This is a genomic window from Arthrobacter sp. 18067, assembly GCF_902706295.1.
GTDB lineage: Bacteria > Actinomycetota > Actinomycetes > Actinomycetales > Micrococcaceae > Arthrobacter.
Genome location: NZ_CACSJJ010000006.1, coordinates 43,721 through 65,274, shown reverse-complemented (window position 1 = coordinate 65,274; position 21,554 = coordinate 43,721). Strand labels below are relative to the sequence as shown.

The 21,554-nt window shown below is 63.0% G+C and carries 22 protein-coding genes; 4 read left to right on the top strand and 18 right to left on the bottom strand.

Annotated elements, in window-relative coordinates; genetic code table 11:
* Positions 1 to 70: 70 nt before the first annotated feature.
* From GVL04_RS07635 to GVL04_RS07620, 4 genes are all read right to left on the bottom strand, one after another.
* Positions 71 to 1,081: an exonuclease domain-containing protein gene (locus GVL04_RS07635; RefSeq protein ID WP_159702054.1), complete on the bottom strand. Its 1,011-nt coding sequence runs from the start codon at positions 1,079 to 1,081 to the stop codon at positions 71 to 73.
* Positions 1,082 to 1,177: 96 nt separating this feature from the next.
* Positions 1,178 to 1,864 carry a hypothetical protein gene (locus tag GVL04_RS07630; protein WP_200846781.1) on the bottom strand — a complete coding sequence of 229 codons (687 nt, stop codon included), beginning with the start codon at positions 1,862 to 1,864 and terminating at the stop codon, positions 1,178 to 1,180.
* On the bottom strand, positions 1,861 to 2,808 hold the full coding sequence (locus GVL04_RS07625) for an ABC transporter ATP-binding protein (RefSeq protein ID WP_159702051.1): 948 nt from the start codon (positions 2,806 to 2,808) through the stop codon (positions 1,861 to 1,863). Before GVL04_RS07625 ends, GVL04_RS07630 begins: the two co-directional genes overlap by 4 nt.
* The gene (locus tag GVL04_RS07620) at positions 2,805 to 3,206 is read right to left on the bottom strand and encodes a GntR family transcriptional regulator (RefSeq protein ID WP_200846780.1); all 402 of its coding nucleotides are present in this window, start codon (positions 3,204 to 3,206) and stop codon (positions 2,805 to 2,807) included. The genes GVL04_RS07625 and GVL04_RS07620 overlap by 4 nt, the downstream gene beginning before the upstream one ends.
* A gap of 129 nt (positions 3,207 to 3,335) precedes the next feature.
* Between GVL04_RS07620 and GVL04_RS07615 the strand changes: the two genes are divergently transcribed.
* Positions 3,336 to 4,100, top strand: coding sequence for a DedA family protein (locus tag GVL04_RS07615; protein WP_159702383.1), 765 nt, complete (start codon positions 3,336 to 3,338; stop codon positions 4,098 to 4,100).
* A gap of 72 nt (positions 4,101 to 4,172) precedes the next feature.
* Here GVL04_RS07615 and rdgB read toward each other — a convergent pair whose 3' ends face one another.
* The 6 genes from rdgB to clpS form a co-directional block, all read right to left on the bottom strand.
* Complete coding sequence (gene rdgB / locus GVL04_RS07610; RefSeq protein WP_159702045.1) at positions 4,173 to 4,835, bottom strand: RdgB/HAM1 family non-canonical purine NTP pyrophosphatase; 663 nt, start codon at positions 4,833 to 4,835, stop codon at positions 4,173 to 4,175.
* Positions 4,832 to 5,590, bottom strand: a complete 759-nt coding sequence (gene rph, locus GVL04_RS07605) for a ribonuclease PH (RefSeq protein WP_159702042.1) — start codon at positions 5,588 to 5,590, stop codon at positions 4,832 to 4,834. Before rph ends, rdgB begins: the two co-directional genes overlap by 4 nt.
* A gap of 47 nt (positions 5,591 to 5,637) precedes the next feature.
* Positions 5,638 to 6,435: an MBL fold metallo-hydrolase gene (locus tag GVL04_RS07600; protein ID WP_159702039.1), complete on the bottom strand. Its 798-nt coding sequence runs from the start codon at positions 6,433 to 6,435 to the stop codon at positions 5,638 to 5,640.
* Positions 6,432 to 7,502 carry a glutamate racemase gene (gene murI, locus GVL04_RS07595; protein ID WP_159702036.1) on the bottom strand — a complete coding sequence of 357 codons (1,071 nt, stop codon included), beginning with the start codon at positions 7,500 to 7,502 and terminating at the stop codon, positions 6,432 to 6,434. The genes GVL04_RS07600 and murI overlap by 4 nt, the downstream gene beginning before the upstream one ends.
* A 64-nt stretch (positions 7,503 to 7,566) precedes the next feature.
* A complete protein-coding gene (locus GVL04_RS07590; protein WP_159702033.1) occupies positions 7,567 to 8,133 on the bottom strand; it encodes a DUF2017 domain-containing protein in 567 nt (188 codons plus the stop codon).
* Entirely contained in the window at positions 8,126 to 8,488 is a 363-nt protein-coding gene (gene clpS / locus GVL04_RS07585; RefSeq protein ID WP_024817261.1) for an ATP-dependent Clp protease adapter ClpS, read from the bottom strand. The genes GVL04_RS07590 and clpS overlap by 8 nt, the downstream gene beginning before the upstream one ends.
* Before the next feature lie 37 nt (positions 8,489 to 8,525).
* Between clpS and GVL04_RS07580 the strand changes: the two genes are divergently transcribed.
* Positions 8,526 to 9,854 carry a nicotinate phosphoribosyltransferase gene (locus GVL04_RS07580; RefSeq protein ID WP_159702030.1) on the top strand — a complete coding sequence of 443 codons (1,329 nt, stop codon included), beginning with the start codon at positions 8,526 to 8,528 and terminating at the stop codon, positions 9,852 to 9,854.
* The gene (locus tag GVL04_RS07575; RefSeq protein WP_159702027.1) at positions 9,854 to 10,480 is read left to right on the top strand and encodes an isochorismatase family protein; all 627 of its coding nucleotides are present in this window, start codon (positions 9,854 to 9,856) and stop codon (positions 10,478 to 10,480) included. The genes GVL04_RS07580 and GVL04_RS07575 overlap by 1 nt, the downstream gene beginning before the upstream one ends.
* Positions 10,481 to 10,551: 71 nt before the next feature.
* Here GVL04_RS07575 and GVL04_RS07570 read toward each other — a convergent pair whose 3' ends face one another.
* The 8 genes from GVL04_RS07570 to GVL04_RS07535 all read right to left on the bottom strand — a co-directional run bounded on the left by GVL04_RS07570 (position 10,552) and on the right by GVL04_RS07535 (position 20,036).
* Positions 10,552 to 12,327 (bottom strand): DEAD/DEAH box helicase, encoded by a 1,776-nt coding sequence (locus GVL04_RS07570; RefSeq protein ID WP_159702024.1) that lies wholly within the window; start codon positions 12,325 to 12,327, stop codon positions 10,552 to 10,554.
* A gap of 112 nt (positions 12,328 to 12,439) precedes the next feature.
* On the bottom strand, positions 12,440 to 12,778 hold the full coding sequence (locus GVL04_RS07565; protein WP_089595519.1) for a DUF3039 domain-containing protein: 339 nt from the start codon (positions 12,776 to 12,778) through the stop codon (positions 12,440 to 12,442).
* A gap of 8 nt (positions 12,779 to 12,786) precedes the next feature.
* Positions 12,787 to 13,569 carry a glucosamine-6-phosphate deaminase gene (gene nagB, locus GVL04_RS07560; RefSeq protein WP_159702380.1) on the bottom strand — a complete coding sequence of 261 codons (783 nt, stop codon included), beginning with the start codon at positions 13,567 to 13,569 and terminating at the stop codon, positions 12,787 to 12,789.
* A gap of 86 nt (positions 13,570 to 13,655) precedes the next feature.
* Positions 13,656 to 15,227: a transporter gene (locus tag GVL04_RS07555; RefSeq protein ID WP_159702021.1), complete on the bottom strand. Its 1,572-nt coding sequence runs from the start codon at positions 15,225 to 15,227 to the stop codon at positions 13,656 to 13,658.
* Positions 15,209 to 16,099, bottom strand: coding sequence for an ABC transporter ATP-binding protein (locus tag GVL04_RS07550; protein ID WP_159702018.1), 891 nt, complete (start codon positions 16,097 to 16,099; stop codon positions 15,209 to 15,211). The genes GVL04_RS07555 and GVL04_RS07550 overlap by 19 nt, the downstream gene beginning before the upstream one ends.
* A gap of 40 nt (positions 16,100 to 16,139) precedes the next feature.
* Positions 16,140 to 17,240 carry an NADH:flavin oxidoreductase/NADH oxidase gene (locus tag GVL04_RS07545; protein WP_159702015.1) on the bottom strand — a complete coding sequence of 367 codons (1,101 nt, stop codon included), beginning with the start codon at positions 17,238 to 17,240 and terminating at the stop codon, positions 16,140 to 16,142.
* Positions 17,240 to 18,241, bottom strand: a complete 1,002-nt coding sequence (locus tag GVL04_RS07540) for a tetratricopeptide repeat protein (RefSeq protein ID WP_159702012.1) — start codon at positions 18,239 to 18,241, stop codon at positions 17,240 to 17,242. The genes GVL04_RS07545 and GVL04_RS07540 overlap by 1 nt, the downstream gene beginning before the upstream one ends.
* A 37-nt stretch (positions 18,242 to 18,278) precedes the next feature.
* Complete coding sequence (locus GVL04_RS07535) at positions 18,279 to 20,036, bottom strand: hypothetical protein (RefSeq protein WP_159702009.1); 1,758 nt, start codon at positions 20,034 to 20,036, stop codon at positions 18,279 to 18,281.
* Positions 20,037 to 20,238: 202 nt separating this feature from the next.
* On the opposite strand from GVL04_RS07535, the gene GVL04_RS07530 reads away from it, so the two are divergent.
* Positions 20,239 to 21,531, top strand: coding sequence for an AI-2E family transporter (locus GVL04_RS07530; RefSeq protein ID WP_159702006.1), 1,293 nt, complete (start codon positions 20,239 to 20,241; stop codon positions 21,529 to 21,531).
* Positions 21,532 to 21,554: the final 23 nt, after the last annotated feature.

The following is a 21,554-nucleotide window of genomic DNA, read 5'->3' as shown; positions in this document are numbered from 1 at the left end:
GGCTAGGAGCGCTGCTCTCGAAGCAGGAAGCATTGTTGCGCCGTATGACCACATCAACGGCTGGCTGCAGCTAAGCGCCGCCAACCATTTGCAGGAACTCGCCCTCGGAGACCACTTCGATCTGTTGGCCCTTGGCATGAAGTTCCAAGACCCGCTTGGCCTTGCCCGTGAGCCGTCCGGCCCGAAGGTCCCCTGCCACGAACCCGTCGCCCACAATGAGCACAGTGGTCCTTGCGGTCACCCGGCTTTCGGGCCGCGCCCCCATGTCCGCGGCACGCGATTTGGCTTCCGGCCGCGTGATCGCGAGGTCGCCCGTGAACACCACTGTCTGCCCGAAGAGCGGGTGTCCAGGCTCCGCCGCGGGGTTGGGCAAGGGGTTGGGCCCTTCCTCCGGCCAGGCGGACCAACCGCTGGGGCCACCGAGGGCTCGTTCCAGGGTGGGTTCGGCAGAGCCTCCGGCCCTGGCCGCGAGCGCCGACATTGTCGCTTTGGAGAGGCCGTGCGCGGGATCAAACGCCGGCTGCTTGGGCAGGTTGAGGCCGAGGGACAGATAGAGTTCGGCGATGCTGTTGGCGCTGTTGCGCCGGGCGATGTCCACCAGGATACCGGCGCAGGCGCGGGCGTCTTCTGCGGCGTCGTGGTGGTTGACCAGGGGCACACCGGCCTCTTCCGCTGCATAAGGCAAGGAGTTGGACACCAGTGAGTAGCAGCGGCGGGACAGCATCACGGTGCACACGTAGTCATAGGCGGGTCCTGCAAGGCCCGAGACTTCCAAGCCCGACCTGATGACGCCGAGGTCGAAGGCTGCGTTGTGTGCGGCGAGTACATCGTTTCCGATGAAGGCGCCGATCTCAGGGAAAAGGTCGCCGAACCGCGGGCGTCCGGCAACGTCTTCGGCCCGGATGCCATGGATACGCGTGTTGTGGAACTCGAAGTGGTCATGGTTCTCCGGTGGGCGCATGAGCCAAGAGGCTTCTTCCACCACAACACCGCCGCGGACTTTACTGAGGCCCACCGAGCACGGCGACCCCCGGAAGCCGTTGGCTGTTTCAAAGTCGATCGCCGTAAAGTCCAATGCCACTGGACAAGATTACAGCCGGAAAAGGCCGCCCCTGCCGATTTCCCCGGCGGGGCGGCCCTTCCGGCCTGCTTTGTGGTGAACACTACATTTCGAGGCTTACGGCGTCGCCCTGCGAAGGGTTGTGTAGGACCCGGCTGCGAGCACAACGCACAGCAGGGCTGCCCACCCGCTGATGCTCAACGGGGTCTGTTGGGCGAACCAGCTTCCAACGTGTCCCCACCACTCGAGCCAGGTGGTGAGGGCGGCAAGGCCGATCAGGGCCACTGCCGATCCCAGTGTGGAGACCAGCGTGCCGCTTGTCCCCCAGCGCTTGAAAATGGTGGCGAACCAGAACCCGATGATGAACATGAACATCATCACCACGAAGAAGAAGGCCGCGGTGGAGTACCAAGGTCCGTCTGTTACCCACGGGATCTTGAAGAAGTAGCCGTAGACGCCCCAACCGTTGGTGGCCCCTTCAATCACACCGCCCAACAAGTAAAGGCCCGTCATCCCGAGTGCGATCAGGGAGAAGAGTCCCAGGGTTCCGAGATAGAACGCCCTGCGGCTGATGCTCAGGCCCTGCGAGAACGGGAATGCCAGGGTCATGCTCTGGATTCCAAGGACCAGGAAGTACCACATTGGCGCCTGGCTGCCCCCGCCGTACTTGCCTTCCTGAACGGGGATCAGGGCGAAGATGGCGAGCGACATCAGGAAGGAGGCCGCCAGGATGGTCAGGGGCCACCCAATGTATGTCCACTTGTTGATCAGCTGCATCCGGGCAACTGCCATAGTCCTGCTCATCGCTTTGCCTCCAACGTGTCATCGGCGAAATCTCCGGCGGTGGGTCCTGCGCCGGCAGCTCCCGCACCGCCTTCCCGGATCATGGTTTTACGGACCACCAACTGCTGCAGGGAAACGGGCGACAACTCAAGTCCCAACTCCTGCGCCTCGGCTCGCTCACGGCTGCCGAGGACTTCGTCCACAGTCACAGATGCCAAGGACCCGAGGGTCTCACGGTGGAGAATCTTCTTGCCTGCCAGGAAGGCATCCACCTTTTCAGCGGAACCGGAGACTGTGACGGCCGAACCCCGGATGTCCTCGGCATCTGCATCCATGATGATCCGCCCCCTGTCGATCACCACCACGTGTTCCAAAAGGTTGGCCACTTCGTCGATCAGGTGCGAGGACAGGATGATGGTGCGCGGGTGCTCCGCATAGTCCTCAACCAGGCGGTCGTAGAACAATTGCCGGGCAACGGCGTCGAGTCCCAAATATGGTTCGTCGAAGAAGGTCAGCTCGGCCCGCGAGGCGAGGCCAATGATGACGCCGACGGCGGAGAGCTGACCCCGGGAGAGTTTCTTGATACGCCGCTTGATGGGGAGCTGGAAATCCTCGGCCAGACGGTCGGCGAACTCCTGGTCCCAGTTCTTGTAGAACAGTGCTGCGGAGCGGAAGGCATGCCGCGGCTGGAAGTCATCAGGGTATTTCTGCGATTCCCGGATGAAGCAGATCCGGGACAGCACGGCGTCGTTCTCATAGGCGCTGGCACCGAAGACAAGGGCTTCGCCGGAGGTGGCGAAGGCCTGTGCGGTCAGGATGGACATCAACGTGGTCTTGCCTGCGCCGTTTCGCCCCAGCAGTCCGTAGATGCGGTTCGCAGAGAGGCTCAGGTTGACGTTGTCCAGTGCATTAACGTCTTTGTAGTGCTTGATCAGGTTACGGGCCTCGACGATGGTTTCGTTCACAGGGCCGCGCTCCTTTCCTTGTCTGTCCCGGGTTCCGGGGCAAGCCCGGAGCTGCGTTCAATCATGGTGTTCAGCTGCTCAGCCGAGATGCCCAGCTTCCGGGCCTCCAGTGCCAGCGGCTTGACGTACTGTTCGAAGAATTCTTCGGTCCGACGCGCTATCAACTGGGCACGCGCTCCCGATGCAACGAACATCCCTATCCCCCTGCGTTTGTAGAGAATCCCTGAATCCACCAGCACATTGACGCCCTTGGCAGCTGTTGCCGGGTTGATGCGGTGGAAAGCTGCGAACTCATTGGTGGAGGGCACTTGGGATTCCTCGGCCATGCTGCCGTCCACAATTCCGTTCTCAATGAGTTCGGCGATCTGCATGAAGATCGGCTTGCTGTCATCGATCATGAGCACCACCGCCTCACTGGTTCATTACTCATGTAACTAACCATACAACCAAGGAAGTAACTGTCAAGGCTTCTGCGGAAAATCGCGACGACGGCCGTCAAGTAGGCTTGTTGGGTGATCTTTTCTGCGATAAGCGACCTTGCCGTATCCACTTTCGGGGGCGCGGGACCGGTGCAGCCTTCCATGGCTTCGTTCCTGCCGGACTGGTTGAACCCCCAGATCTTCCTCGCCGACCCCGCCCTGGCACCTTGGGTTGTGCTGCTGGTGTGCGGCATTGTCTTTGCGGAGACCGGCTTGTTGGTGGGCTTCTTCCTGCCCGGCGACTCCATGCTGTTCACAGCGGGCCTACTGGTTGCCACAGACACGATCAAATTCAACATCTGGGCGTTGGCTGGCCTGATTATCGTCTCGGCAATCCTGGGTAACCAGACCGGCTACCTCATCGGATCCAAGGCCGGCCCTGCCATCTTCAACCGCCCCGACTCAAAGCTCTTCAAGAAAGAGAACGTCGAGAGCGCCCACGCCTTCTTTGAAAAGCACGGCGGCAAGGCATTGATCCTGGCGAGGTTCGTGCCCATCATCCGTACCTTTGTGCCGGTGATCGTCGGCGTTGCCCAGATGGACAAGCGGAAATTCTTCCTCTTCAACGTCATTGGAGCCGTCCTCTGGGGCGGCGGAGTTACCCTGCTGGGCTATGTCCTTGGCGATCGCGTTCCGTGGGTCAGTGACAATCTGGACATCATTTTCATCGTCATTGTCCTGATCTCCGTTATCCCGGTCATCATTGAGGTTGCCCGGGGGTTCATGGCCAAGCGCAAGGCCGCAGCCCAGGGAACCGATCCGGTGGAGGAATTCATCGAGGAACACGAGGGCGGCAAGCACGGCGAGCACTGAGGCTCCCGCAACGCGCAAAGCAGAGCAAAAGGCACCCCGCATGGAGGGGTGCCTTTTGTTTGCAGTCAGAGGCTACGGGGCGTTGCTACCGGTCAAAGCAGACACGATCGCGGGAAGCAGGGCCCGGAACGCCTGGCCACGATGGCTGATGGCGTTCTTCTCCTCGGAGCTCAGCTCTGCGCAACTGCGGTTCATCCCGGCCGGCTGCAGCACGGGATCGTAGCCGAAGCCACCTTCACCGCGGGGTTCACGCAGGAGTGTTCCTTCCAGCTGGCCATACTCCACGGTCTCATGGGCGATGCCATCGGGACCGGGCACGGCCAAGGCCGCCGCACAGACAAACGCTGCTCCCCGGAACGAATCCGGCACATCAGAGAGCTGGGCCAGAAGGAGCCTTAGGTTGGCAGCGTCGTCCCCATGGGTTCCTGACCACCGGGCGGAGAAAATTCCCGGAGCTCCACCCAGGACATCCACAGCCAGGCCGGAGTCATCGGCGATGGCCACCAGGCCCGTCGCCTCTGCCACCGCGCGGGCTTTGAGGAGCGAGTTTTCCGCAAACGTGACGCCTGTTTCGGCAACATCCGGGCCACCTGCTGCAGCCGCGTCCACCACTTGGGTGTCGACGTCGAGCCCTGGGACCTGGCCCCGCAGCAGTTCGCGGAGTTCCTTTAGCTTGCCCTTGTTGTGGGTGGCAAGGACGAGGCGGGGACCCCCGGATTCCAATGCGCTGCTCACGGGGCTTCAGCCAAGGTCTCGCGCTGGATAGCGGACAGTTGGCTGGTGCCCAGGAGGGCAAGGTCCAGTAATGCGTTCAGTTCGGCCCGGTCGAACGGGGCGCCCTCAGCAGTTCCCTGGACTTCCACGAACTTGCCGGAACCGGTGACCACCACGTTCATGTCCGTCTCCGCGCGGACATCCTCCACGTACGGCAGGTCAAGCATGGGAACGCCGTCGATGATGCCCACGGAGACAGCTGCAATCGTGTCCACGAGCGGCTCGGCGTTGCGGGCAATGAGCTTGTTTTCCCGAGCGAAACGAATCGCTTCTGCCAGTGCTACGTACGCGCCGGTGATCGCAGCGGTGCGGGTTCCGCCGTCTGCCTGCAAGACATCGCAGTCAAGGACAATGGTGTTTTCGCCGAGCGCCTTGGTGTCGATGATCGAGCGCAGCGAGCGGCCGATCAGGCGCGAGATCTCATGAGTGCGTCCACCGATCTTGCCTTTGACAGACTCGCGGTCCGAACGGGTGTTGGTGGCACGGGGAAGCATCGCGTACTCGGCAGTGACCCACCCGCGGCCTTCGCCCTTGAGCCAGCGCGGCACACCCTCGGTCAAAGAAGCCGTGCACAGGACCCGGGTGTTGCCGAACTCGATCAGTGCCGATCCTTCGGCCTGCTTGGACCAGCCGCGGGTAATGCTGATGGGTCGCAGTTGGTCGGGTGTACGGCCGTCAGCACGAATGACGGGTGTGGCTGTAGCTTCAGAAGTCATGGTTCAAGCTTAGCCAAGCTGATGGCACTGCCCGACGCCGGGTAGGGCTAGATCGTGTAGTGGACTCCGGCCACGGCCACTGCGACATCGCCGGCGAACACTGGTTTGGCCTCGGACAGCACCTTGGTTTGCGATGTCCACACAGGGATATGGGTGAGGAGGAGACGCCTTGCCCCGGCGTTCGTTGCGGCCTCGCCTGCGCGCTTGCCGGTGAGGTGGACGTCCTTGATGTCGTCGTCCCTGCCTTCCTCGAAGGCCGCCTCGCAGAGGAACAAATCGGATCCCTTGGCCGCGTCTTCGAGCCCCTGGCAGGAATCGGTGTCGCCCGAGTACGTCAGGATCTTCGTCACCGGGACGCCGTCCTTCCCGGGCTCCGTGGCCGTCACGCGCAGAGCGTACGCCTCTTCAACCGGGTGATTGACAGCGTAGGGAGTCACTGTGAATGGACCCACGGTGACAGGCTTGAGTTCGGCCCAGTTGGTGAAGTCGAATTCCTCGTGCATGCCGGGATCCAGTTCCAGGCCATAGGCCGTGGCCATCCGGTCCGCAGTCGCAGCAGGCCCCCACACGGGCAGCCTGTCCCGGCCCCATCCCCCGGGCTTCCAGCGGACAGCCACGTGGAGTCCGCACAGGTCCATGCAGTGATCCGGATGCAGGTGGGTGAGGAAGATCGCGTCGATGTCCTCAAGGTCGGTGTAGCGCTGGATCGCTCCCAGGGCTCCGCTGCCGAGGTCCATGACGATCTTCCACTCGCGCTCACCGTCGTGCGCCGTTACCAAATAGCACGACGCCGGCGATCCGGGACCGGGGAAGGAACCGGTGCACCCGACAATGGTCAGCTTCACAGTCCACGCCCCATGGTTGCGCCCGCTCCAGCGTTGAGGGTGTCGCCGGGTTGCACGAAATACGAACGGCGGGACAGGCCGGAACCGGAACGTGCCGCTTCCAGCATTTCGGGAGTAATGCGGGCAAGGCTGCCTGTCGGGTACTGGGCCGCTACATGGTCCACATGCTTTACCGAGAGAACTTCAGGTCCCAGGAAGCGGCGGGCCAGGGTCTCGAACTGGTCGGCATCGCCGGTGGCGATGAATTCGTGGCTGGGCGTGCTGGACTCTGTCCGCTGGATCCCATGGTTGGCCAAAGCCCGGTAGACGTCCTTGGCGGTCTCCTCGGCGCTGGAAACCAGAGTGACGTCCTCTCCCATGACGAAGGAGATGACACCTGTCAGCAGCGGGTAGTGCGTGCATCCCAGGACAACGGTGTCCACGCCGGCGCGTTTGAGCGGCTCCAGGTACTCATGTGCAGCCGCGAGCAGGTCCGGGCCGGTGGTGATTCCGGCCTCCACGAAATTCACGAAGGCGGGGCACGCCACCGACGTTATGGTGAGGTCGGGAGCGGCAGCGAAGGTGTCTTCGTACGCCCGGGACCCCACGGTGGCCGACGTTCCGATGACCCCGATCTTGCCCGAGCGCGTAGCCGCAACCGCACGACGCACTGCCGGCTGGATGACCTCGATGACCGGAATGCCATAGCGGGCCGTATAGCGTTCGCGGGCGTCCCGGAGCACGGCCGCTGACGCTGAATTACACGCAATGGTCAGCAATTTCACGCCCGAGTCCACCAGCTCGTCCATAACGCCCAGGGCATTGGCACGCACTTCGGCGATCGGAAGTGGACCGTAGGGGCCGTTGGCCGTGTCACCGACGTACAGGATTGATTCATTGGGGAGTTGGTCGATGATGGACCGCGCTACGGTCAATCCGCCCACGCCGGAGTCAAAAATGCCGATCGGGCGGGCGCTTACCATTTCCCCCGCGCTGATGGAGTCCCCATTGCCTGGCGCGCTGCCTGCTGAACCCGATGCTGAAGTCATAATTATTCGAGAATAAGGCTTCCCATGGTGTGCGGCCATTACCTGTGGTCTCCGCCTCGTGTCTGATTTGTCACAGGGCAGGAGCACCAACGGGCCGTCGCGATCAGGATTTCGCCTGCCTTGCGGCCATCATGGCCTGAACCAAGGACTCCTGAAGCCACGTGGTGAAGTTGTAAACCAAGGCCAGGTAACTCTCCACGTCCTCGGCCTGGCTCCAGTCCTGCATGCTATGGATGTGCTCGGCGTCCGCTTCGTCCCGGATGTCCAGGCGTTCAGCCAGGACCAGCCGGACATCGTTCAGGGCCATCGACCACCGCGTTGCATCCTCCGGCGTCAGGACGAGGTCGTCTTTGTCCAGTCCCAGGGCGGCAGCCTTCAGGGCCCCGATCTTGTTTTCCCGCACCGAGCGTTCGGTGAGTTGCCGGAACTCCAGGGACCCGCCGTCGTCGTCCTTCATGACGTTGGGCAAGAGCCTCAGGAGAGCGCGGTCGCTTGGCTGCTTGACGTCCATGTCCAGGCCGATGAGCGCCGCCAGGGGGTCTTCGTTCTCCCGCACGTCCTGCTCCAGCATGGAGATAACGTCGTCCAGTAATCCGCGCAGGAGATCGCGTTCGGCGGGTTCGAGGTATCCGGAGATGCCCTTGAGTCCGTACTTGAATGCCTTAGCCACGCTGCCGGCCGCCCTTTCCGGGTGTTTCATTGCCGCTTGCAGCCTTCTCCACCGTGGCCCACAGGCCAAAACCGTGCATGGCCACCGCGTGCTGTTCCACTTGTTCTTTGCTGCCGTGCGCCACAATCGAACGGCCCTTCTTGTGGACCTCCATCATGAGCTTGTGTGCTTTGGACTCGGAATAGCCGAAGTAACTCTGGAAAACAAAGCTGACGTAGCTCATGAGATTCACGGGATCATTCCAGATCACAAGGTTCCACGGGATATCAGGGGCTGTCAGGACATCGGTGGAGGATTGCTCCGCGGCTTTGGTCCGCTCATCGATGTCCGTGCCATACGCAACGCTAGGGCTCATCTGTCCATTCTATGGCGGCTCGCACTAGAGTGAATTCGTGAGTAGAGCCACCTCCTGGGACCATCCCGCAACTTCCTTGTACACAGACCACTATGAATTGACAATGCTTCAGGCCGCCCTGCACTCGGGTGCAGCGCATCGCCGGTCGGTGTTCGAAGCCTTCGCCAGGCGCTTGCCCGACGGCCGGCGCTATGGCGTGGTGGGCGGCACCGGACGCCTCTTGGAAGGCATTGCCGACTTCCGGTTCGGCGACGCCGAACTGGCATTCCTGGAACAGAACAAGGTGGTCAACCAAGAGACGCTGGACTTCCTTGCCGGCTACAAGTTCAGCGGCGACATCTGGGGCTACGCCGAAGGTGACGCCTACTTCCCCAACTCCCCCATCCTCATTGTGGAATCCACGTTTGCCGAGGCCTGCATCCTGGAAACCTTCATCCTGTCAGTCCTCAACCATGACAGCGCCATTGCATCCGCTGCCTCGCGGATGACCTCCGCGGCCGGCACCCGCCCCTGCATCGAGATGGGCTCGCGGCGCACCCAGGAGGAATCGGCGACGGCGGCAGCCCGCGCCGCCGTGATTGCCGGCTTCGCCAGCACCTCCAACCTGGAGGCCGGTCGCCGCTACGGCATCAAGACCGTCGGCACCGCCGCCCACTCCTTCACACTGCTCCACGACACCGAGCGCGAAGCGTTCGAAGCGCAGATCGCGGCCTTCGGACCCGGGACGTCGCTGCTGGTGGACACCTACGACGTCGAAACGGCCGTGCGTACCGCCGTCGAACTGGCCGGCGACAAACTCGGGGCAGTCCGCCTCGATTCCGGCGACCTGATTGCGCAGGCACAGTGGGTCCGCCAATTGCTCGATGACCTCGGCAACGTCAACACCCGCATCGTGGTGACCTCGGACCTCGACGAGTTCGCTATCGCGGCCCTGCAATCTGCCCCGGTGGACTCCTATGGCGTTGGAACATCGCTGGTCACCGGTTCCGGTGCCCCTACCGCCAGCATGGTCTACAAGCTGGTCAGCCGCACCAACGACGCCGGGGAATTCATCTCGGTGGCCAAGGCCGCCAAGAACAAGGCCAGTGTTGGTGGACGCAAATACGCCCTCCGCAAACTCAATGACCGCGGCCGCGCCACCCAGGAGGTCGTGGGCATCGGCCACCGTCCCGAAGACGACGGCAACGACCGCGCCCTGCTCCACCAGTTCGTGAAGAACGGCGAGGTATTGCCGGGCTGGACAGGGCCCGAAGGCGTGATCCGCGCCAAGGAGAGGCACGCCGCAACCATGGCCGAGCTTCCCGCCGTCGTCAATCGCCTGCAGCGCGGCGAGGCCGCCATTCCCACCGTCTACGAGGAGAACTGATGTCCCGCGCCCTGATCATCGTCGATGTCCAAAACGACTTCTGCGAGGGCGGCACCCTGGCCGTCGAAGGGGGTGCGGCGATCGCCGGAGCCATCACGGAATATGTAGACGCCAACCAGCAACACTTCGACCACATCGTGGCAACCCAGGACTGGCACATCGAACCGGGTGACCACTTTTCCGATGACCCCGACATGGTGGATTCCTGGCCCCCACACTGCCGAGCCCGGACCAAAGGCGCGGAGCTGCACGAGGACCTGGATCCCGAGTACATCCAGGCGTACTTCCGCAAGGGCCAATACACGGCGGCCTACTCCGGATTCGAGGGCGTCCTGGCCCCAGAGGACGACGTTCCGTCCGGAGACCTCAAGGCAGGTGCAGCCGTAGCTGAAGTCTTCGACGAAGACGCCATTGGCCTGGACGACTGGCTGCAAAGCCACGACGTCGAAGAGGTCGTCGTCGTAGGCCTAACGACGGACTACTGCGTCAGGTCGACAGCGCTCGACGCCGTGCAGGCCGGATACGGCACTACGGTCATTGCCGGACTTACCGCAGGAATTGCCGAAGACCTCGCCGGGGTGTTCGACGAAATGGAAGCTGCCGGCGTCGAAGTTGAACGCGACTGAGACAGCGGAATTGCAGCAAAGGGCGCCGCAACCGCGGCGCCCTTTGGCGTATCTGCTGGAGCTGGAACCGGCTATTTCCGGCCGATGAACCAGTCCTGGAGCTTGCGCAGGCGCGCCTGCAATTGCTCCTCGTTTGCCTGGGCAACTGCCGGGCCGCCACACACTTCACGCAGCTTGGTATGGACGACGCCATGCGGGGTGCCGGTACGGGCCGACCACGCGGCGACGTTCTTGGCCAGCTCATTCCGAAGATCCATGAGCATGCGGTGGTCAGGCACGGCAGGAGAAGCTGCAGCGGCCAAGGGCGACTGGCGCTTCTTGCGTGACTGCTGTTCGTGCTGGCGTTGGCGCAGCAGCGTGCCCACCTGCTCGGCGTCGAGGAGACCTGGAATGCCCAGGAAGTCCAGTTCTTCGTCGGAACCGATGTCCGCTCCCGTGCCGAATTCGCCGCCGTCGAACAGGACACGGTCGAAAGACGCCTGTGAGTCCAGCGCTTCGAATTTGCCCTTGGTGAGCTCGTCCGAGGCTTTGTCCTCGCGGTTGGCCTCCGCCATGAGGTTCTCTTCGGGGCTGAAAAGCCCGTCGTCGTCCTTCTCCGGGCGGTCCAGGGCATGGTCGCGTTCGGCTTCCATGGTGTTGGCCAGAATCATCAGTGGCGGAACGGACGGCAGGAACACCGATGCCGTTTCGCCCCTCTTGCGGGCGCGCACGAAGCGTCCTACGGCTTGGGCGAAGAACAGCGGCGTTGATGTTGACGTGGCATAGACGCCCACCGAGAGACGCGGAACGTCCACGCCTTCGGACACCATGCGGACAGCCACCATCCACCGTTGCTCGCCCGCGGAGAATTCCTCAATCTTGCTCGAGGCTTTGGAGTCATCCGAAAGAATCACTGTAGGCGATTGGCCCGTGATTTTCTTGAGCTGGCCCGCATAGGCGCGGGCGTCGTCGTGGTCCGTGGCGATGACCAGCCCACCGGCATCCGGTACTGTCCGCCGGACCTCGCCGAGGCGCTTGTCCGCCGCGGCCAGGACAGCGGGGATCCACTCGCCTGTGGGGTTCAATGCAGTGCGCCAAGCCTGGGACGTGATGTCCTTGGTCACGGCAGCTTCACCGAGTGAAGCCGCCATCTCGTCCCCGGCGCTGGTCCGCCAGCGCATCTGGCCTGAGTACGCCATGAAGAGGACGGGGCGAACCACGTGATCCCGCAAGGCGTTGCCGTAACCGTAGGTGTAATCGGCCTTCGACCGCCGGATACCGTCGCGGTCCTCGGCGTATTCGACGAACGGAATGGGCGAGGTATCCGAACGGAACGGGGTACCTGTCAGGGACAGGCGCCTCGCCGCGGGATCGAATGCCTCACGCAGGCCGTCTCCCCAGGACAGCGCTTCGCCGCCGTGGTGGATTTCGTCAAGGATGACCAAGGTGCGCGCCGCTTCAGTCTTCGCACGGTGCAGCATTGGCTTGCTGGCTACCTGCGCGTAGGTAACGGCCACTCCCACAAAACCGCGGCCGTGTTGGCCATCGGAGTTCTTGAAGTTGGGATCTATGGCGATCCCGACCTTGGCTGCGGCGTCTGCCCACTGCCTCTTCAAGTGGTCGGTGGGAGCAACGATGGTAATCCGGTTGACCACACCGCTGTCCAGCAGCGTGGTGGCGATACGCAGCGCGAAGGTGGTCTTACCGGCGCCCGGCGTTGCCACGGCGAGGAAGTCCTTCGGGTGGCGGGTCATGTAGAGGTCCAGGGCCTCCTGCTGCCAAGCGCGAAGCTTGGGCGCAGTGCCCCAAGCGGCCCGTTCAGGGTACGCCGGAGGCAGGGATGGGCCACCAAAAAGTGTCTCTGTCATGTTGACTCCCCCGGCCTGATGGCAACGACCAATAACCCCGACACATTGGGCACGCCGAAGCGCACAATGAAGCGGTGACGATCAGAAGGGACCTGTGTTCTCTTCCCACCCACTACTTGGAGTTGCCCGGGCCGCCGTTTTTTCCACCGTCGTTACCGGGGCGGAGGCCTTCGTAGATCTCCTTGCACTCCGGGCAGACCGGGAACTTCTGCGGATCGCGCCCCGGCGTCCAGACTTTGCCGCACAAGGCAATGACGGGCTCGCCGGTCAAAGCCGACTCCATGATCTTTTCCTTACGCACGTAGTGGGAAAACCGCTCACGGTCGCCGGGTTCCACTTCCTGGCGCGTTTCCTCGCGCTCAATGGTGGCAGTGGACGTTCCGGCTCCGGAAAGCTCGCGCATGGGGTCGTTTTCGAATGGATCCGGAGGAAGCGTAGTCATGCCAAACATCTTACCGTCTACAGCCCCTGCCACTCCGGCTTGTTGTCGTAGGTGTGCCGGTAGTAATCAGCCAGTTTCAGCGATGACGCGGCGGCTTCGTCCACCAGAATGGTGGCGTGGGGGTGCATCTGCAGCACGGAGGCTGCGCAAATGGCGGCTACCGGCCCCTCTACGAAGTCGCGCACAGCCTGCGCTTTTTGGGCACCCGTTGCGACCAGGACCACATGCCGGGCGTCCATGATGGTCCCCAGGCCCTGCGTCACCACGTGGTGGGGAACGTCATCAATGGTGTCGAAGAATCGGGCATTGTCCTTCCTGGTCTGCTCGATCAACGTCTTGATGCGCGTCCGGGACGCCAGGGAAGAACCCGGCTCGTTGAAGCCAATGTGTCCGTCGGTCCCGACGCCCAGGATCTGGAGATCCACGCCGCCCACGGCCTTGATGGCGTCCTCGTAGGCCTGGCATGCAGCCTCAAGGTCCTCGGCCGCACCGTCCGGTCCGTGGACATTCTCCGGCTTGATGTTCACGCGGTTGGTGAATTCGCGCCGGATCACCTCGCGGTAGGACTCCGGGTGACCGGCCTCAAGGCCTACGTACTCGTCCAAGGCGAAGCCGTGGGCTTCGCTGAAGTCCAGTCCCCCTGCGTCGTAACGGCGTGCCAGTTCGTCATAGACAGGCAGCGGAGAGGATCCTGTGGCCAAGCCCAGCACAGCATTCGGCTTGCGGCGCACCAAAGCTTCAATGGCATCGGCTGCAAGTGCACCGATCTGCTTGGTGCCAGGGAGAATGACAACTTCCATCGTCACGGCCTTTCTAAGTAGGGTCTACGAGCTATCTGACACAGACGTTATCCCATGTCCCATCTATGGGCATGGTTGTTACGGAGCTAGCGGTTCACGCTGAGTTGGGCGAACATTTCCGGACCCCGCGCGTCCAACCATTTTCCCCCGAGGCGGACGCCAACAACGAACAGGATGACGCCCAACAACGGACCGGCCACCAGGTTGATCCAGCCGGCTTGAGTACCCCCGCTGAAAGCCTGGACGGCCACCAATGCAAGTTCCGGCACCAACAGGAGGGCCAGGACGCCCATGCCCACAAACTGAACGGCCAAGGTCTGGGCGACGTTGCCGGGCGGTTTCTTGAAAGGGCTGTCGCCAGGCAGTGGTACGGCGATGTTGTAACGGGCCGAAATGACCGAGGACAGTCCCAGCCCGGTGAAAAGGGTTCCGATCGACAACCCCAGCAGGTTGGGCAGCCACTGCCAATCGCCGGTGACGAACAGCGGCCCTACGGTGAAGACCAACACTATCGGAAGCGATATGGCCAAGCAGGCCAAGGCACGGCCCAACCTGTCGTCGACCCCGCGAACCCCCGCGGCGAGGTGGAGGGCGAATGCGGTGTTGTCATAGGAGACATCAGCACAAATGGACCAGGCCATGACGAAAGCCGTCAAGGGCCCCAGGATCATGAGCAAGCCATAACCGCCACTCTGTGACCCGCTGAAAAAGAAGAGCACCGGGAACAAGGGAACAATCACCAAGGACGCGGCGTACCTGGGGTCCTTCAACCAGTAGATCAAGGCCCTGGCGGCAACGGCCCCGGCCGGCGTTCCGGGAAGCAGGCCGAACAGACCCAGTTTCCCGCCCTTCCGGGCAGATCCTCCGGAGTATGGCGGCGTCACAAGGGCCCGCTTCAGCAGCACATGCCAGCACAGGAGCAGACCGGCAATTGTCGCCACCGAGATGAGGAGTTTCAGCCCCGCTGCGGACACACTGCCTGAGTCAAGGTCACCACCCAGGGACCATGCCGCACCAAGGGGTGTCCACGACACTGTCCTGGCAAGCACTGGAAGGTAATCGGCACTGCCGCGGACGCCGTCCACAACTCCCAGCATGATGGGACCCAGCAAGACCAAGGGTATGAAGACGATGATGCTGCTGACATCCTTGAAGCGCCGCGACGCTGCCAAGCCGGCCGTCGCCGTCGTCACTACTTTGGACAACACTATGCACGTCAGTGCGCCCAGGACTGCCCCCAGTAAAGCACCGGCCACGGCCGGGACATTCCGCCACCAGGTTCCTACTGTCCCCAACGCTGCAATCAATGTGGCCAGGCCGGGGATGCCGATGAACCCTGCAAGTGCCAGGCCCGTCAGGAGTTGTTTGGGCGGAATGGCGAACGTGGTGAACCGCGCGGGGTCCAAGGTCATGTCCGCTGCGGAAGCGACGAGCGGGATGATGGCCCAGCCCAGGACGGTGGCTGCTCCACCCAATACCACCACGGTGTGGGCGATCTCCGGATCAGCCCACCGCAGCGCTATGAGGCCTCCAATCAGGAGCACCAGCAATCCCAAGGCGTAAAGCAGTCCCAAGGCCATGCCAACCAACTGCCACGGACTGCGCTTGAATCCGTTAAGCAGCAAACGCCACTTCAGGCTCAGAAGGTGCGCAACCATTCCAATCCCTCCGTCCGGTGTCCGCCGCCAACCAACTGAACGAAGCGCTCTTCCAGGGTTGAACCGTTGCGGACCTCATCAACCGGTCCCGCTGCCAGAACCCGGCCACCGGCCACAACCGCCACGTGGCTGCACATGCGCTGAACCAGGTCCATGACGTGGCTGGACACGATGACAGTACCTCCGGAGGACACATAGCCCTCCAGAATTCCACGGATATTGGCAGCCGAGACAGGGTCGACAGATTCGAATGGCTCATCAAGGACAAGGAGACGGGGTGCATGGATCAGCGCGGAGGCCAAGGCGATCTTCTTGGTCATGCCAGCGGAGTAATCAACCACCAACGAACCGGCATCGGCCTCAAGGTCCAGGGCAGCCAGCAACTCAGGAACCCGGGAACCAACAACCTCGCGGTCCATGCCGCGGAGAAGTCCGGAGTAGGTCACCAATTGCTCGCCCGTCAGCCTGTCAAAAAGGCGCACGCCATCTGGCAGGACGCCCATGAGCTTCTTGGCCTCCAGCGGCCGCGCCCATACATCGACGCCGTGGATCAAAGCCGTGCCGAAATCCGGTCGAAGAAGACCTGTAGCCATGGACAATGTTGTGGTCTTGCCGGCGCCGTTGGGGCCGACCATTCCGTAGAAAGAACCCGCAGGCACTTCGAGGCTCACGCCGTCCACCGCGATTTTGTCGCCAAAACGCTTGGCCAGGCCTCGGATGGACAGCGCGGCCAGGGGCGCACCCGCACTCGAACCCCCAGGGGGCGAGGCCGCAGCACCGGGCTGTGGCGGTGGTGCTGCCGGCTGTTGTTGCGGCGCGGAGGCTTGTGGCGGCGCGGACGTGGGCGTGGGTTCATGGCGTGATTCCGTCATGTGACCAGCCTAACCTCGCTCACGGGAGCCGAACCCGGTTCTAGAAGCCGTGGCGGGGGACGGCGCGTTGGTACTGCGGAACCCAGGGGATGTCGTGGCCCAGTTCGTAGGCTGCCCTCAGCCACCAGTGGGGATCGCGCAAGGCCGCCCGGGCCATGAACACCGCATCTGCCCTGCCATTGGCAACAATGTCCTCAGCCTGGGTTGCATTCGTCAGCAGCCCCACCGCTCCGGTGGGGACACCGGCGTCGCGCCTTACTTGTTCCGCAAACCCTGCCTGGTAGCCGGGCACGGCCCGGATCTTCTGGTGCGCAACGGCGCCGCCGCTGGAGACATCCACCAGGTCAACACCGCGCTCAGCCGCAGAACGGGCCAGCCGGACTGACGCCTCACCATCCACTCCCCCGTCAGCCCAATCGGAAGCCGAGATCCTCAGCAGGAGGGGCATGGAATCGGGAATGACATCCCGCACGGCATCCACCACGCTGAGCATGAGCTTGTTCCGCCCTTCCTCGTTTCCACCCCAGGTGTCGGTTCGAGTGTTGATGAGAGGGCTTTGGAACTGGTGCAGCAGATACCCGTGGGCGCCGTGAATCTCCACGGTGTCAAACCCCACGGCAACGGCGCGGGAGGCAGCTGCCGCAAAGTCAGCCACAACGCCCTGGATGTCTTCCTCGCTCATTGCTGCAGGCGCTGCATAGCCGTCGAACGGCAGGTTGGTCGGCCCGGCGGTGACCCATCCGCCGTCGGACGCCGGAACGGAACCAGAGCGGCCGGAAAACGGCCAATACGTTGAGGCCTTGCGCCCGGCATGGGCCAGCTGGGCCCCGATCTTGCAGTCCACGGCCCCATGCCGGTGGACGAAGTCAACAACGCGTTCCCAACCGGCAGCCTGCTCATCGGAATACAAGCCAGCGTCCAAGGGGCTGATTCGCCCAACGGGGTTTACCGCTGCGGCCTCGCTCATGATCAGCGCGGCACCGCCGGTCGCGAAAGAGCCCAGATGCATCAAGTGCCAGTCGTTGGGGACGCCTTCGCCGGTCCCAGGGAGGCAACTGTACTGGCACATCGGCGAGACCCACCCGCGGTGCGGGATGGTGAGTGATCGCAGCTGCAGAGGGGAGAACAGCGCGGACGGCACTAGAAGAGAACCCGCGCGAGTCCCTGGCGCGCCTTGGCCACCCTCTCGTCCTGGGTTCCAACAACTTCGAAAAGCTCAAGAAGCCGCACACGGGCAGTCTCGCGCTCCGGGCCGAAATTCCTGCCAATGAACGTGATGATGCGGTTGAAGGCGTCCTCGATGTGCCCACCGGACACGTCGAGGTCTGAAACACCCAGTTGCGCGTCGATATTGTCCGGTTGCTGGGCGGCAAGGTCCCGGAGGTTTTCTGCCTCGGGAGCAGAGAGGTTCTCCAACCTGGCCATCAGTTCAACCTGGGCCAGGCCGGCCTTGGCGTCAGCGTCAGCCGGCTGTTCAAGGAGTGCTTGCTTGTACGACGCTGCTGCTCCGGAGTAGTCACCGGCCTCGATCGCGTCAATGGCGGCCTGGTGCAGTGGCGGGAGGGGCTCTGGTTCGGCTTCTTCACCCTGGGCCGCAGCGTCACCGATGCTCCCCGCCACCCCGTTCGCGGCAGCTACTTTCAGGAGTTCCTCCACGAGGTCCCTGATCTGCGCGTCATCTGCGGGACCTTGAAAAAGGGGAACGGGCTGGCCCTTCACCACGGCAACGGCAGTGGGGACGGCCTGCACCTGGAAGGCCTGCGCCAATTGCGGGAAGGCGTCAACGTCGGCGGCCGCGAGAACCAGCCGTCCGCCGTAGCTTTCCACCACGCGTTCAGCGGCATCAAGGACTGCGGGAGATTCCGGCGCGTAACGCGACCAGAGAAGGAACAGAACCGGGATCTGGGCAGAGAGCTGCACCAGATCCTGGAAATTTGTTTCGGTGGCATCCACACGAAGTGGCGCCGTGCCGGCGTCGCCGCCGTTGGGTGTTCCACCGCTGTCCGTGCCGCCATCCGCCGTCGCGGCGGCCGGAGGCGCCGGGGGCGCGGCGGGACGGCGCAGAGACGAGAGGTCTACGGCGCCGCGAAGGTTGAGCTGGCTGGCAGCGGCTGGAGTGGGTCGGTATCCGGGCGAACTCATACCGTCCACTCTAGCCGCTGCCCTGCTGGGGTAATGCCTACTTGAAGCTGGCTCCCACCAGGCCACGGGTAGCCGCAACGAGCTTCATGGGATCAGCCGATCCTGCCGGTGGAATGTAGACGGCAACGGATTCTGCGAAGTTCAGGACCATGCCCGTGGTGGTTTCCTTGCCCCCGGCGAAGACGGCGGAATCGTCCTCAAGCAGGAGCTTGTCGCCTGCTGCCTTGGGCGTACCCTCGAAAGCGAAGTCCAGCCGTCCTACCACCAGCGCGCCGCCGTCAGCTGTTCGCAGCACGACGGTCTGGTTGGTCACGGGAGTGTGGGTGAACTTGAAGTTGGCGCTGGTCCCGTTCTTCACTGTGTCCGCCTGGTAGGCAAGGGCACCTGCGATGTACGGCGACGCCTGGCCGTCGGCCAGCTTGCTCCGGTTCGGGGAGTCAGGCGTGGTCAACATTTCGGCCAGGATGCCCAGCGCTTCGTTGCCGCTGTATGCCAAGCCAGTATTGTCGCCAGCCGGCACAGGTTCAGTTCCCTCGCGGGGAACCGGGAACGAAGGGAAGTTGGTGCCAGGCTGCAGCGGTGCACTGCCCCAGAGCTTGTAGTTTTCGCGGGGCGAAAGCTGGACCAGCGTCAGGACCTGCGGGACCACGTTGCCCTCACCCTGGGTCAGGGCGAAGACCGTACGGGGCCACTCGCGCTTGGTGCTGATGACACTGCTCTGAAGCTTCGTGGCCCGGACAGGCATACGCGCTTCGTAGGCGGACACGGCGGTGCGGATCTTGTAGTTCTGCGTACGGATCTGCAGTTCCATCTTGTCCACCCGGGGAGCCAGCTTGGCCGCATCCTTGGCGGCATCAGCGGCGTCGACGGTGCTTGCAACCTGTTCAAGGATCCGCTGCAACTGGGATTCCAGCAAGACGGGAGTACCGCCTTCACCTTCGGCAGGAGCTGCGGCAGAGGAAGTGGATGTTGCCGAAGGTGTTGTGGTTGCCTGTGCGGCCACAGCCGTGCCGCCGACCATGACGGCCGCAAGTGCCGCAGCAATTGCGGTAACCCGGAGGGCTGGACCTTCAGTTTCGGAACCACGCCGGCCACCGGCGTCACCCGACGGCGACTGGACGGGCAAGGTAGTGGTTTCCCCGCCGTCGCGGGGGCCGTCATCCTGGCCGTCCTTGCGGCGGTTGCTGAGGGCCTTGGCGACGAACGGCAGGGCCGCTCCTGCGAGGATGATGATGATGCCCAGAACAATCAGCGGCACAGCCCAGGGGGTGGTGGCGTTGTTCGGGAAAGTCATGGAAATCGACGACGGCGCGGGTTTGGTTCCGTCGCTGGCTACCAGAAGGGACCACTCGCCATCGGCAGGAGGGTTCCAGGTGTAGTCCAGGTCGCCGCTGGCGTCCTCAGTACTGACCCACAGATCGGATCCAGCCGGTGAGGGCGCGGTGGCTTCACCATCGGCAGAGGTCACTTCAAGTGACTTCTGGTCTGCCGACACGCCCGTCAGCGTAGTGTGGGCAGTTTCACCCACCCAGGCTTCGACGTCGTCCGGGCGTCCCGTAGCAACCATGAAGTTGCCTTCACCCTGGATCTTGATCTTCACCGGCCCGTCATGGAGGGCGATCAACTTTTGGTCGATCACGGTCAGCGGGGCAGCTTTGGTATCGCTGGGAACCGAGGCGGTCACAGTCTCAGCGGGGGCCCAGAAAGTCTGCTGGCCAATGCCGGCCAGCATCGTCAGCAGGCCCAGCAGCACCAGCACGGCTGCAGTCTTCAAACGCACAGGATCACCTATCATCAGCGGTCGTTGAACTTCAAGGGTAACCGTTTTGTTATCAGAGAGTCAGATCGAGGTGATCTCGCCAACATCGGGAAAACCCCGCCATCGCGCCGCCGAGGCGCCATTCCACGCTCCTGATAGTGTGGCGATGATCATGATATCCGGCCCGTTCTGCGCCTGAATCAGCCCTTTACCTCTAATGAAAAGGCAGCAAAACCGCGTGAAAGACCACTTGGAGCCCCGCCCCGCCGATGAGCCCGGGTCTAGTGCGGTGGATGCCCCGTCAGACGGCACCGCCGCAACGGTTCCTGTACGTACCGGACGCCTTGCCGCCCTTGGCCGGAGGTTGAGGCAGCCCATTCCGGGAGCCCGTACCCGTGTCCGCTTCGAAATGCCCCCGGAAGACGAAACAGATGAGTCATCTGCAGGCCTCCGGCCTGAAGATGACCATGGCTTCGGCGCCCCGGGCCCGCGCATGTCATCCCAGCACCCCCTCTACGTCGGCTTCATGGGTACAGCCGGTGTCGGTATTGCCCTTGCAGTGTTTTATATCGCCAGCAACACCACCCAGCTCATCCTGTGGATCATTGCCGCACTTTTTATTGCCCTCGGGCTCGATCCCGTGGTCCGCTGGCTCGAGTCCCGCAAGGTCCCCCGGCCGGCCGGCATCCTGATCTCCGTCTCGGCCCTTGTCCTGGCGGTAGCAGGGTTCTTCGCAACTTTGATTCCCACCATTGTTGAACAGGTATCGGAAATCGTGCGCCAAGCTCCGGACTGGATCCGCGGCTTCCTCGACTCGGACTTCTTCCGCAACGCAGACAGCCAGTTTGGCGTGCGGGACCGGATTACCACCGAACTGGACAAGTTCGTCAAGGATCCCGAGGCCATGGGCGGGATCTTCGGCGGCGTGGTCGGTTTCGGCTCTACGGTGGCCAATGGCCTGTTCGGGTCACTGATCGTGCTGGTCCTGAGCCTCTACTTCCTGGCGGCGTTGCCTTCCATGAAGAAATGGGCCTACCGCCTCGCTCCCCGATCCCGCCGGCCCCGTGTGGAGGCCCTCTCCGAAGCGATCACCGATTCCGTCGGTAACTACGTCATAGGCCAGGTCTGCGTCGCGCTCCTGAATGCAATCTTTGCTTTCATCCTGATGACCATCCTGGGTATCCCGTTCAGCGTTCTACTGGCGTTCGTCGTCGCCTTGCTGGCGTTCATTCCGCTGGTGGGGGGCCTGATTGCCGCGGTGGTGGTCATCCTGGTTGCCCTCACCGCCGGCTGGCAGACCGCCGTGATCTACGCGATTGCCTACTTCGCCTACCTGCAATTCGAGGCGTACTTCATCTCCCCGCGCATTATGCAGCGCGCGGTGGCGGTCCCGGGTGCCGTAGCGGTGATCTCGGTGATCGCAGGCGGCAGTCTCCTCGGAGTACTGGGCGCGCTGATCGCCATTCCTACAGCGGCCGCCATCATGCTGCTGATCAAGGAAGTCTTCATCATGCGCCAGGACCGGCACTGACCGTCTGGGTTTCTCGTTTCGCG